This is a genomic window from Actinomyces sp. ZJ308, assembly GCF_011752065.1.
Lineage (GTDB): Bacteria > Actinomycetota > Actinomycetes > Actinomycetales > Actinomycetaceae > Actinomyces.
The window spans coordinates 201,258-214,406 of record NZ_JAAIJY010000001.1; the positions used below are offsets into that span (position 1 = coordinate 201,258).

Sequence of the window (13,149 nt, forward strand, 5' to 3'; positions counted from 1 at the left end):
CTCTCCACAATTCTCAAAGACCTCTGTGGATAACCTTGCGGTATCATCCTGCCTTGAGGATGATTGCAGGCGATCAAGGAGGATTCCCGTGACATCATCTCCCCGTGCGCATTCCCGAGCAGTACCCGAGAGCACCCGCAGTGGCCGATGGCGCCGTCCCGCCTGGAAGGATCCCCGAATGGCCGGGGGAGTGGTCCTGGTCGCCGCGGCCGTGGCCCTGGGGGCCTGGGCCGTCGACGCCGCCGCGGACACCACGCGCGTCTACGTGCTCTCCCAGGACGTCGCCCCCGGAACCGACCTGACCGCTGACGGCGTTCTTACGACGGTCGAGGCCCATCCCGGTACCGACGCCTATATCGAGGTCGGGCACCTGCCCGACGGCGCGGTGTCCACCCGCTCCATGAGCAAGGGAGAGCTGCTGGCGGCGGTGGCCGTGGACAGCGGCCGGGAGCAGGCGCTGCGGCCGGTGGTCCTCAACGTCGCCTCCAACCTGCCGGCCTCGACGAAGGTCGGCGACTACGTCGACCTGTGGATCGTGCCCAAGGACAGCGTCGCAGGCGGACCCGCCGCCCAGGCGCCTACGACCGAGGGTCCCGGACAAGGCGGTCAGAGCGGTCAGGAGGACTCCGGTAGCGGCGGAGCCCGCCGCGTGGCCACCGGACTGGTCATCGCCTCGGTCGGCGAGGCCGGCGCCAGCAAGGGACTGATCTCCGGTCCCAGCACCGGGGTGGAGGTCAAGGTCCCCGAGGAGTCCCTCGCCGCCGTCCTCAGCGCCGTCGGGCAGGAGGGGGCACTGGTCCTGGTTCCCACCGGCCAGGAGGCGCCCGCGGAGAAGTCCTCGTGAGCACTCCTGGCGCCGGGGTCCTTCTGGCCCTCAGCGGCGACGACGCCGACATCCTGCGCGCGCTGAGTCAGGCCGGAAGCGGGCTGTGCGTCGTGCGCAGGTGCGCCGACCTGCCCGAGCTGCTCTCGGCGGGCATGGCCGGACTGGCGTCCTTCGCCCTGCTGGACACCGGCTTCGACGAGATCGACCGCACCGTCCTGGATCGGCTCGCTCGCGCCGGCCTGAGTGGGTTGCTTCTGGTTGAGGGGCATGAGGAGGAGCGCTGGCGCAGCGTGGGATGGCCGGTGATGAGGCGCGATGCGTCTCCCGGCCGCGTCTGCTCCGCGATGCAGGACATCGTGCGGCGCGGGGCGACCGATGCCGGTGCGTCCTCCGTCGGGCCCGCCAACGCACCAGGGGCAACGTCCGGGGAAGCTGCTGGTGCGGCCTCGGAGGCCGTCACCGGGCCGCTAGCCGCGGGCGACGACTGGCTGAGAGCCACCACACCCGCCTCGGCGGGCTCGGGCAACGCCGCTCAGGAGACCGCCTGGCTCGAGGAGCTGTGGCGCCGTTCTCCCGGACCTGACCGAACCGGGGAGCCGACCGAGCGGCCTGGGGCCGTGGCACCGCCGTCGAGACCGCCGTCGGGACCACTGGCGATACCGCCGTCGGCCGCTCCGGTTCGGCCGCACGCCGCCGTGAACGGACGGATCGTCGTGGTGTGGGGGCCTCACGGCGCTCCCGGGCGCTCGACCGTGGCGGCATCCCTCGCTCACGGCCTGGCCGATTCCGGCGGGGCGATCCTCGTGGACGCCGATGTCGAGGCGCCCAGCCTGGTCCAGCTCCTCGGCATGCCGGAGGACTCCTCGGCCCTGGCCGGGGCCGCCCGACTGGCCACTCACGGCCGTCTCGACGCCGAGAGCTTTCAGCGGGTCCTGGCGCCGGTGGGTACCGGGCTGTTCCTGATGGGTGGCCTGGGGCGGGCCGGGCGCTGGCGAGAGCTGCCACCGGCCTCCATGACCGAGGTCTGGCTCCAGTGCCGCCAGGCCGCGGCCTGGACCGTCGTCGACGTGGCCGGTGGTGTCGTCGATGACGACGTCGACGACTTCACGCTTGAACCGGGACGCGGGGCGGTGACCGCCGACCTGGTGTCCCATGCCGACGTCGTCCTGGTGGTCGGTGGCGCGGACCCGGTCGGGGTGCGCCGTCTGCTCCAGCTCCTGGACGAGATGAGGTCCTCCATGACTCCCGCCGGGCGGGTCGAGGTCGTCGTCAACCGGGTGCGGGCCTCGGCCGCCGGGCCCTCGCCCCAACAGGCCCTGCGTGAGGCCCTGGCCCGTTTCGGCGGCCTGGAGGACATCGTGCTGCTGCCCGACGACGCCGCGACGGCCGACGCCTGCCTGCTCCAGGGGCGCAGTGTCCTGGAGGGGGCGCCCGGAAGCGCGTTGGGCAAGGCGTTGAGTGCGCTGGTCGATCGGATCGATCCGCAGACGGCGACGGATCGCAGGGCCCGGTCCTCGCGCCGGTCCCTGCTGCGACGCTCTCAGAGGCGCGGCCGGAAACGTGACTCCGCTGAACGGACGAGAACGGCCGGAGGCGGGCGCCGCTCAGCCGAGCGCGGCGAGGAGGGAGCGCGGCACGGGAGTGCGGGCCGAGGCGCGACGCTCAGAGCGCGGGTGGCAACTCCTCAAGGACCTCAGAGCGCTGCTCGTGCCACGCAGCAGTCGGGTCGGGCTCTACCGCCGTCGATCCAGCCATCGGGTCAGTCGCGGGTCCAGTCGCCGAATCGGATCCCGCCACCGACGCAGGATGTACCGGCCGGCCCGGCGCGCTGGCCCGGGGCGGCGCCGTGGCGGGATACCGGCGCAGGCTCAGTGCCGGATCCCGGAGCGGATCGCGGGGCGGGGTGGGCCTCGGACGCCGGTCACGGCGCCGCCCGAGCCGGTGACCCAGGCCGTGGTCGACGAAGCGGCCGAGGTCATGACGATCCTCCGCCGGCGCCTCCCGGAACCGGGCGGCACCGGTACTGACCTCCGGAGCGGGCGGTGAGGCAGACTGGAGTCATGCGCATCTACCTTCCTGCCACCGCCGCCCACCTGCGCGCGGCCGCTCTCGGCTCCTCGCAGGCGCCGCTGCTGGCCCACGCCGCCACCCCGGCGCTCGCCCGCGCCCTGCCGGAGGAGGATGAGGAGGGCCTGGAGGTCTCGGCCTCCCTGTGCGCCGCCGACGCCTCCCTCGTGCTCCTGGCCGAGCCTGAGGCCGAGGGCCTGGCCGACCGGCGCATCGTCATCGCCGCCGACGTCGACGCCGAGCACGTGCGTGAGCTCGTCGTCGAGGGCGACGTCCTGCCCGGTACGGTCGAGGTCGCCGCCGAGATCCCCTGGGAGGACGTCGCGGCCCTGCTCGTGGACGAGTCCGAGGCGCAGGCGGATGTTCGCGCCGCCCGGCTCGGTGACGAGGACGCCTTCGAGCGCGCGGCCGAGGCCGACCTGCTCTGGTTCGACGTCACCGAGCGCGACGCGCTGGCCGAGGCCCTCGGGGTCTGACGCGTCCGGGACAACGGGTGAGGAGCATCTCCAGTGACCGGTTCCACGGCGCCCCGCCTTGCGCAACGGGGCCTGCCGCTGGGTATGGTGCTCTCTGCCAAAGACCGCAGGTCTCCCGCTCCGGCGGGACCAAGTCCACTCAGGTGGGGCCGGCGCAGGTGAGAACGTGACCCTTTCGGGCGTGCCCGAAAGCGAGCCTCGTGCCCACCGGCGCGGGGCTTTTTCAGTGGGTGGGCCCTGCGGCATACCACGGAAGGAGGGCCCATGGCACGGCCTGACAAGGAAGCAGCCGTCGCTGCTCTGGCGGACAAGTTCCGCCAGGCTGACGCGGTCCTGCTGACTGAGTACCGGGGACTGAGCGTCGCCCAGCTCAAGGAGCTGCGTCGTTCCCTCGCCGGTAACGCCGAGTACACCGTGGTGAAGAACACGCTTGCTGCGATCGCTGCCCGCCAGGTCGGGCTCGAGGGCTTCGCCGACGACCTCACGGGCCCCTCCGCCCTGACCTTCGTCACCGGTGAGCCGGTCGAGGCTGCCAAGGCTCTGCGTGACTTCGCCAAGGACAACCAGCAGCTCGTCATCAAGGGCGGTGTCATGGACGGCGCCGTGCTGTCCGCCGACGGCGTTGACAAGCTTGCCTCTCTCGAGTCCCGCGAGGTGCTGCTCGCCAAGACCGCGGGCGCCGTCAAGGCGTCCCTGTCCAAGGCTGCGTACCTCTTCGCCGCACCGGCCTCCCAGGCCGTGCGCACCGTCGACGCCCTGCGCGAGAAGCAGGAGACCGCGGCCTGAGCGGGCCGCACGCGTCATCCACCAACCCTGCGCGCGCAGGAACCTGATAAGGAAGGAACGCCCATCATGGCGAAGCTGACCACCGAAGAGCTCATCGAGCAGTTCAAGGAGCTCACCCTCATCGAGCTCTCCGAGTTCGTCAAGGCCTTCGAGGAGACCTTCGACGTTACCGCCGCCGCTCCGGCCGCCGTGGCCGTTGCCGCTGCCCCCGGCGCCGCCGGTGGCGAGGCCGCCGTCGAGGAGAAGGACGAGTTCGACGTCATCCTCGAGGCCGCCGGCGACAAGAAGATCCAGGTCATCAAGGAGGTGCGCGCCCTGACCTCCCTCGGTCTGAAGGAGGCCAAGGAGCTCGTCGACGGCGCTCCCAAGGCCGTCCTCGAGGGCGCCAACAAGGAGGCCGCCGAGAAGGCCAAGGAGCAGCTCGAGGGCGCCGGCGCCACCGTCACCCTCAAGTGAGCCCGTCCCCGCTGCCCGAGGCGGCCTGAGGGCCGCCGACGGCCGGGTGAGCCCAGCATCACCGGGTCCCGTCCACCACCAGGTGGACGGGACCCGGTTGTATTCCGGGGGCGCTCGCGTCGCTGGTGCTGCGGTGTCAAGTCGAGTGCGGGGAGGGGACTGGGCTGGTGGTGGTTGGTATCCGTGCCGGTGGGGCTGGTGTCGATCGGGGACGTACCTTCGTGGCGAGGACTGCGCAATGCCGCAGATGACTGCTGCCTGACCCCAGTGGTTTGCGAGAAAACGCAGTCCCCGCGCGGAAAGTACGTCGTCGATGGTGGCTGACTCCAGGTGCTGCAAGCCGCTGGACGAGCAAATCAGTGGACAGGCGTCAGGGTGGGTGCGGCATGCGTTCCGGCCCCGAGAGGTCGGCGGCTGAGGGCGTCTGCGGTGGTCGACGGCGCTCGGGTGGGGCTCTGGGGCTGGTGGTCGTTCCTGGAGGGCCGTCGTAGTTGACGGATGTGCGAGACCCCGTGGGACAGGGACGCCGGCGGACGCGACGGTGGAACAGGCGATGAGCCCCTCGGAAAGCCGGGAGGAGGGCCGACTGCACAGAGGGATTCAGATCACGTGGAGGGCACGGGCGGGGCAGTATGCGCGACTGTGGTGGGAATCGCAAGGATCGGGTGAGAATCGGCGTGGAGTCCTTGACGCCTGCCGTGTACGCTAGCGCTTTGCGTGCATTGTGTGTATTGGAGCGAGGAGTATCTGCCCTCCGCGCGGGCCCCGGCCCCGCGGACCCCTGGCGGGCGCGAGCCCGACACCGCAGATTCTACTCAACCCGGTGCTCGCGGTGTGCGTTGTGTGATCCCCGATCTGAGGGAAGGATCCCCCTTTGGCTGCCTCGCGCACCTCTGCACCCACTGCTGCTGACATCGCCGCTCGTACCGCGTCGCGTCGTATCAACTTTGCCAAGATCGCCGAGCCCATGCAGGCTCCGAATCTGCTCGCCCTTCAGACCGAGAGCTTCGACTGGCTCGTCGGTAACGAGAGGTGGCGTGAGCGGATGATCGCCGCCAACAAGGCGCACCCGGGCTCCCTGCCCGAGACCTCCGGTCTGGAGGAGATCTTCGACGAGATCTCCCCGATCGAGGACTTCGGCGAGACCATGGCCCTGTCCTTCCACGACCACCGCTTCGAGGAGCCGAAGTACACGGCCGAGGAGTGCCAGGAGAAGGACCTCACCTACTCCGCCCCCCTCTACGTGGTGGCGGACTTCGAGAACTTCTCCACCGGTGAGATCAAGTCCCAGACGGTCTTCATGGGCGACTTCCCGCTCATGACGGACAAGGGCACCTTCATCGTCAACGGCTCCGAGCGCGTCGTCGTCTCCCAGCTCGTGCGCTCGCCCGGCGTGTACTTCGAGCGCACCACCGAGAAGGCCACGGACAAGTACGTCTACAACGTCAAGTTCATCCCCTCGCGCGGCGCCTGGCTCGAGTTCGAGATCGACAAGTCCGACCGCGTCTCGGTGCGCATCGACCGCAAGCGCAAGCAGGACGTCACCGTCTTCCTGCTGGCCCTGGGCATGGACGAGTCCGAGATCCGCAAGGAGTTCGCCGACTTCCCGGCCCTGACCTCCGCCCTGGACGAGGACCGCAAGATCACCACCCAGGACGAGGCGCTTCTGGACATCTACAAGAAGATCCGTCCCGGCGAGCCGCCGAGCGTCGAGGCCGGGCGCACCCTGCTGGAGAACTTCTACTTCAACCCCAAGCGCTACGACCTGGCCAAGGTCGGCCGCTACAAGATCAACAAGAAGCTGGGCCTGGCCTCGGACCTGACCGAGTCCACCCTGCGGATCGAGGACATCGTCGCGGCCCTGCGCTACCTGCTGGCCCTGCACGCCGGCGCCGAGACCGTCGAGGGCGTGCGCGACGGCGAGATCACCGAGATCGCCGTCGAGTACGACGACATCGACCACCTGGGCAACCGTCGTATCCGCGCCGTCGGCGAGCTCATCCAGGCGCAGGTGCGCACCGGTATGAGCCGCATGGAGCGTCAGGTGCGCGAGCGCATGACCACCCAGGACGTCGAGGCCATCACGCCGAACACGCTCATCAACATCCGGCCCGTGACGGCCGCGATCAAGGAGTTCTTCGGCACCTCCCAGCTCAGCCAGTTCATGGACCAGAACAACCCGCTGGCGGGTCTGACCCACAAGCGCCGTCTGAGTGCCCTGGGCCCCGGCGGTCTGTCCCGTGAGCGCGCCTCCATGGAGGTCCGCGACGTCCACACCTCGCACTACGGGCGCATGTGTCCCATCGAGTCCCCCGAGGGCCCCAACATCGGCCTCATCGGCTCGCTGGCCACCTTCGGGCGCATCAACCCCTTCGGCTTCGTCGAGACCCCCTACCGCGTCGTCGTCGACGGCCAGGTCACCGATGAGACCCACTACCTGACGGCCGACGACGAGGACCGCCACGTCATCGCCCAGGCCAACGTCACCCTCACCGAGGACGGTCACTTCGCCGAGGACCACGTCCTGTGCCGCGTCACCGGCGGCGAGCCGGCCCTCGTGCCCTCCTCGCAGGTCGACCTCATGGACGTCTCCCCGCGCCAGATGGTGTCGGTGGGTACCTCCCTGATCCCCTTCCTCGAGCACGATGACGCCAACCGCGCCCTCATGGGCGCCAACATGCAGCGCCAGGCCGTGCCGCTCATCCGTCCCGACGCCCCGCTGGTGGGCACGGGCATGGAGCGGCGCACCGCCGTCGACGCCGGCGACGTCCTCGTGGCCGACAAGGCCGGTGTCGTCACCGAGGTCTGCGCGGACTTCGTGCGCGTGGCGAACGACGACGGCACCGAGAAGGTCTACAAGGTCGCCAAGTTCCGCCGCTCCAACCAGGGCAACTGCTACAACCAGCGGGTCGTGGCCACCGAGGGCGAGCGCGTCGAGGTCGGATCGGTCCTGGCCGACGGCCCCGCCACCAACGAGGGCGACCTGGCCCTGGGCCAGAACCTCCTGGTCGCCTTCATGACCTGGGAGGGCCTCAACTACGAGGACGCCATCATCGTCTCCCAGCGCGTGGTCGCCGAGGACATGCTCACCTCGATCCACATCGAGGAGCACGAGGTCGACGCCCGCGACACCAAGCTGGGCGCCGAGGAGATCACCCGCGACATCCCCAACGTCAGCGAGGAGACCCTGGCCAACCTCGACGAGCGCGGCATCATCCGCATCGGCGCCGAGGTCCGCAGCGGTGACATCCTCGTGGGCAAGGTGACCCCCAAGGGCGAGACCGAGCTGACCAGCGAGGAGCGCCTCCTGCGCGCCATCTTCGGCGAGAAGGCCCGTGAGGTGCGCGACACCTCCCTGCGCGTGCCCCACGGCGAGTACGGCATCGTCACCGGCGTGCGCGAGATCGACGCCGCCTCCGACGACGCCGAGCTGCCCGCGGGCGTCAACCGCATGGTGCGCGTCTACATCGCTCAGCGCCGCAAGATCACCGTGGGTGACAAGCTCTCCGGCCGTCACGGCAACAAGGGCGTCATCTCCAAGATCCTGCCCGTGGAGGACATGCCCTTCCTGGCCGACGGCACCCCGGTCGACGTCATCCTCAACCCGCTGGGCGTGCCCAGCCGCATGAACGTCGGCCAGGTCCTCGAGCTGCACCTGGGCTGGGTGGCCTCCCGCGGCTGGGACGCCACGGCGGCCCGCGAGGCCGGCGAGGCCTGGACCGCCAACCTGCCCGAGAACGGCATCAAGGCCGAGCCCCGCACGCCCGTGGCCACGCCCGTCTTCGACGGTGTGCGCGACAACGAGCTCATGGGGCTGCTGGACTCCACGCTGCCGACCTCCGACGGCCTGCAGCTGGTCGAGCCCAACGGCAAGGCGCGACTGTTCGACGGCCGCTCCGGCGAGCCCTTCCCGTACCCCATCTCGGTGGGCTACATGTACATCCTCAAGCTCCACCACCTCGTGGACGACAAGATCCACGCCCGCTCCACGGGGCCGTACTCCATGATCACCCAGCAGCCGCTGGGCGGTAAGGCCCAGTTCGGTGGTCAGCGCTTCGGTGAGATGGAGGTGTGGGCCATGGAGGCGTACGGCGCCGCCCACGCCCTCCAGGAGCTCCTCACCGTCAAGTCCGACGACGTCAACGGTCGTGTCAAGGTCTACGAGGCCATCGTCAAGGGCGAGGACATCCCCGAGCCCGGCATCCCCGAGTCCTTCAAGGTGCTCATGAAGGAGATGCAGTCGCTGTGCCTGAACGTCGAGGCCCTGGACGCCGAGGGCAGCGCCATCGCCCTGGACGACACCGACGACGACGGCTCGCGCGCCGCCGAGGAGCTCGGCTTCGACCTGGGCCGGCGTCCGGGTGGGGCCACCGCCTCCACGGTCGACGAGATCTGAGTGGCCACCTCGGTGACGACTCCGTGACAACTTCATCGAGCCCCGGTTGAGGGCGGGCGGCAGGCCCGCCCGCCCTCCCACCAGGCTCGCAGGCGCCGTCGGAGTCATGGAACAACGACGACGGAACGCCCCCAGACCACCACCTGATGAGATTCACCATCGGAAGTAGGAACTGTGCTCGACGCCAACGTGTTCGACAGGATCCAGCTCGGCCTCGCCACCGCGGAGGACATTCGCTCGTGGTCCCACGGCGAGGTCAAGAAGCCCGAGACCATCAACTACCGCACCCTCAAGCCCGAGAAGGACGGCCTGTTCTGCGAGAAGATCTTCGGTCCCACCCGGGACTGGGAGTGCGCCTGCGGTAAGTACAAGCGCGTGCGCTACAAGGGCATCGTCTGCGAGCGCTGCGGGGTCGAGGTCACTCGCTCCAAGGTGCGCCGTGAGCGCATGGCCCACATCAAGCTCGCTGCGCCCGTGACCCACATCTGGTACTTCAAGGGCGTCCCCTCGCGCCTGGGCTACCTGCTCAACCTCGCGCCCAAGGACCTGGAGAAGGTCATCTACTTCGCGGCCTACATGGTCACCGAGGTCGACGAGGAGGGCCGTCACGACGACCTGCCCTCGCTGCGCAACGAGCTCGAGGTCAAGAAGAAGCACCTCGAGGAGTCCGGCCAGGCCGAGGTCGAGGCGCGCCAGCAGCGCCTCGAGGAGGACCTCGCCCAGCTCGAGGCCGAGGGCGCCGAGGCCTCCCAGCGCGAGAAGCTGCGCAAGACCGCCGAGCGCGAGATCACGGCCATGCGCCGTCGCAACCAGCGCGCCCTGGAGCACATGGACAAGGTGTGGGACCGCTTCGTGAGCCTCAAGGTCGGTGACCTGGAGGGTGACGAGGTCCTCTACCGCGACATGGTCGCCGACTACGGCATCTACTTCAAGGGAGCCATGGGCGCCGAGGCCATCCAGGCCCGCCTGCGCAGCTTCGACCTGGAGGCCGAGGCCGCCGCCCTGGCCGAGATCGTCGAGAACGGCACCGGCCAGCGCAAGACCCGCGCCATCAAGCGCCTCAAGGTCGTCAACGCCTTCCGCATGACCGGCACCGCCCCGGAGTCGATGGTCCTGGACAACATCCCGGTCATCCCGCCGGACCTGCGTCCCATGGTCCAGCTCGACGGTGGCCGCTTCGCCACCAGTGACCTCAACGACCTCTACCGCCGGGTCATCAACCGCAACAACCGCCTCAAGCGGCTCATGGACCTGGGCGCCCCGACGATCATCGTCAACAACGAGAAGCGCATGCTTCAGGACGCCGTCGACGCCCTGTTCGACAACGGTCGCCGCGGCCGCCCGGTCACCGGCGTGGGCAACCGCCCGCTGAAGTCCCTGTCCGACATGCTCAAGGGCAAGCAGGGCCGCTTCCGCCAGAACCTCCTGGGCAAGCGCGTGGACTACTCGGGCCGGTCCGTCATCGTCGTCGGCCCCCAGCTCAAGCTGCACCAGTGCGGTCTGCCCAGCCAGATGGCCCTGGAGCTGTTCAAGCCCTTCGTCATGAAGCGGCTCGTCGAGCTCAAGGAGGCCCAGAACGTCAAGGCCGCCAAGCGCATGGTCGAGCGCGCCAATCCCAAGGTCTGGGACGTCCTGGCCGAGGTCATCCGCGAGCACCCCGTGCTGCTCAACCGCGCCCCCACCCTGCACCGCCTGGGCATCCAGGCCTTCGAGCCCCAGCTCATCGAGGGCAAGGCCATTCAGCTCCACCCGCTCGTGTGCGGCGCCTTCAACGCCGACTTCGACGGCGACCAGATGGCCGTCCACCTGCCGCTGGGCGCCGAGGCGCAGGCCGAGGCCCGCATCCTCATACTGTCCTCGAACAACATCCTCAAGCCCTCCGACGGGCGCCCCGTGACCATGCCCAGCCAGGACATGATCATCGGCACCTACTACCTCACCTCCGACCCCGACCCGGCGGTCGAGGTCGAGCGCGACGCCGAGGGCAACGAGATCGTTCCGGCCTTCTCCTCCTTCGCCGAGGCGGTCATGGCCTACGACTTCGGCAAGCTCCACGTCAACGCCGCCTGCGACATCCGCTTCGAGGAGGGCATCGCCGCGCCCGAGGGCTGGGAGCCGCCCGAGGGTTGGAGCGAGGGCGACCCGATCACCCTGCGCACCTCGCTGGGCCGGGCCCTGTTCAACACCTCGCTGCCCGAGACCTTCCCCTACGTCAACTACGTCGTGGACAAGAAGCAGCTGGGCAACATCGTCAACGCCCTGGCGGAGAACTACTCCCGCGTTGAGGTGGCCGCCTCCCTGGACGCCCTCAAGGCCAACGGGTTCTACTGGTCCACCTGGTCCGGCATCACCGTGGCCTTCGCCGACGTCGTCTCCCCGGAGGTCAAGCAGGAGATCCTCGTGCGCTACGAGAACGAGGCCGCCGAGATCGAGGAGCAGTTCGAGCTCGGTGCCCTCACCGAGGACGACCGCTACGCCTCGCTCATCGACATCTGGACCAAGGCCACCGCCGAGGTCGCCGAGGCTATGCGCGCGAACTTCCCGCAGCGCAACACCGTCTACCAGATGGTGGTCTCCGGGGCTCGAGGCAACTGGGACCAGATCCGTCAGCTCGCGGGTATGCGCGGTCTGGTGGCCGACCCCAAGCAGCGCCTCATCGAGCGCCCGATCAAGTCGAACTACCGCGAGGGCCTGAGCGTCCTGGAGTACTTCATCGCCACCCACGGCGCCCGCAAGGGCCTGGCGGACACGGCGCTGCGCACCGCCGACTCCGGCTACCTCACGCGTCGTCTGGTGGACGTCTCCCAGGACGTCATCGTCCGCGAGGAGGACTGCGGCACCCGCAAGGGCCTGACCAAGCGGATCTTCTCCTGGATCGAGGCGGGCGACGAGCTCATCAAGGAGCCCTCGGAGATCCTGGGCACCACCGTGTTCGGCACCACCCTGGCGCGCGACGCCATCGACGCCGAGGGCAACCTCATCATCGAGGCCGGCGCCGACCTCGGCGACGCCGAGATCCAGGCCGCCATCGACGCGGGCATCGAGGAGATCACGGTCCGCTCCGTGCTCACCTGCGACTCCAACGTCGGTACCTGCGCGGCCTGCTACGGCCGCTCCCTGGCCACCGGTAAGCGCGTCGACATCGGTGAGGCCGTCGGTATCATCGCCGCCCAGTCCATCGGCGAGCCCGGCACGCAGCTGACCATGCGTACCTTCCACACCGGTGGTGCGGCCGGCGCCGCCGACATCACCCAGGGTCTGCCCCGTGTGCAGGAGCTCTTCGAGGCCCGCACCCCCAAGGGCGAGGCCGCCGTGGCCGAGGCCGCCGGCACCCTCAAGATCGAGGACGACGCCGACGGCAAGCGCCTGGTCATCACCCGCGACGACGGCGAGGAGGACGTCATCGTCCCGGTCTCGCGTCGTCAGCGCCTGCTGGTGACCGACGGCGACCACGTCGAGCCCGGCCAGGCCCTCACCGAGGGGCCGGTCGACCCCAAGAAGGTCCTGCGCCTGCGCTCGGTGGCCGCCACCCAGCGTCACCTCGTCGAGGAGGTCCAGGAGGTCTACCGCTCCCAGGGCGTGGACATCCACTCCAAGCACATCGAGGTCATCGTGCGCCAGATGCTGCGCCGCGTGACCGTGCTGGACTCCGGGGACACCAACCTCCTTCAGGGGGACCTCGTCGACGTCATGCACTACCGCGCCGAGAACCGCCGGGTCATGGCCGAGGGCGGCAAGACCGCCACCGGCCGTACCGAGCTCATGGGCATCACCAAGGCCTCGCTGGCCACGGACTCCTGGCTGAGCGCCGCCTCCTTCCAGGAGACCACGCGCGTGCTCACCGAGGCCGCCATGAACGGCAAGTCCGACCCGCTGCTGGGCCTCAAGGAGAACGTCATCCTCGGTAAGCTCATCCCCGCCGGTACGGGCCTGGCCCGCTACTCGGACATCGAGGTCGAGCCCACCGAGGAGGTCAAGGCCGAGGTCTTCTCCCGTGTGGACCTGGGGGACAACGTCTTCGGCGAGTCCATCGCCCTGGACGACTTCCACTTCGGCGGCGACCTGCGCGCGGACTTCTCCGACGACTTCCGCACCGGCTTCTCCAGCAGCGAGGACGTCGAGTTCTAGCCGAGAGCCCGCGG

Annotated in this window: 7 protein-coding genes; all 7 read left to right on the forward strand. The window is 69.5% G+C overall.

The annotated features are described in order from the left end of the window. Positions 1-88: 88 nt before the first annotated feature. On the forward strand, positions 89-844 hold the full coding sequence (locus HCR68_RS00860; protein WP_243858835.1) for a hypothetical protein: 756 nt from the start codon (positions 89-91) through the stop codon (positions 842-844). Further along, positions 841-2,853 carry a hypothetical protein gene (locus HCR68_RS00865; RefSeq protein WP_167145280.1) on the forward strand — a complete coding sequence of 671 codons (2,013 nt, stop codon included), beginning with the start codon at positions 841-843 and terminating at the stop codon, positions 2,851-2,853. The genes HCR68_RS00860 and HCR68_RS00865 overlap by 4 nt, the downstream gene beginning before the upstream one ends. 33 nt (positions 2,854-2,886) lie before the next feature. Next, a complete protein-coding gene (locus HCR68_RS00870) occupies positions 2,887-3,369 on the forward strand; it encodes a hypothetical protein (RefSeq protein WP_167145282.1) in 483 nt (160 codons plus the stop codon). Between the two features lie 264 nt (positions 3,370-3,633). Continuing rightward, positions 3,634-4,155 carry a 50S ribosomal protein L10 gene (gene rplJ, locus HCR68_RS00875; protein ID WP_167145284.1) on the forward strand — a complete coding sequence of 174 codons (522 nt, stop codon included), beginning with the start codon at positions 3,634-3,636 and terminating at the stop codon, positions 4,153-4,155. Between the two features lie 66 nt (positions 4,156-4,221). Continuing rightward, complete coding sequence (rplL, locus tag HCR68_RS00880; protein WP_167145286.1) at positions 4,222-4,611, forward strand: 50S ribosomal protein L7/L12; 390 nt, start codon at positions 4,222-4,224, stop codon at positions 4,609-4,611. Positions 4,612-5,485: 874 nt separating this feature from the next. Then, positions 5,486-9,007: a DNA-directed RNA polymerase subunit beta gene (gene rpoB / locus HCR68_RS00885; protein WP_167145288.1), complete on the forward strand. Its 3,522-nt coding sequence runs from the start codon at positions 5,486-5,488 to the stop codon at positions 9,005-9,007. Between the two features lie 174 nt (positions 9,008-9,181). Further along, entirely contained in the window at positions 9,182-13,135 is a 3,954-nt protein-coding gene (locus tag HCR68_RS00890; RefSeq protein WP_167145290.1) for a DNA-directed RNA polymerase subunit beta', read from the forward strand. The last annotated feature ends 14 nt before the right edge of the window (positions 13,136-13,149 follow it).

Bases quoted from the DNA above. Each gene is read 5' to 3' on its own strand.
- rplL (WP_167145286.1), top strand. From the start codon at position 4,222: ATGGCGAAGCTGACCACCGAAGAGCTCATCGAGCAGTTCAAGGAGCTC.
- rplJ (WP_167145284.1), top strand. From the start codon at position 3,634: ATGGCACGGCCTGACAAGGAAGCAGCCGTCGCTGCTCTGGCGGACAAG.
- HCR68_RS00870 (WP_167145282.1), top strand. From the start codon at position 2,887: ATGCGCATCTACCTTCCTGCCACCGCCGCCCACCTGCGCGCGGCCGCT.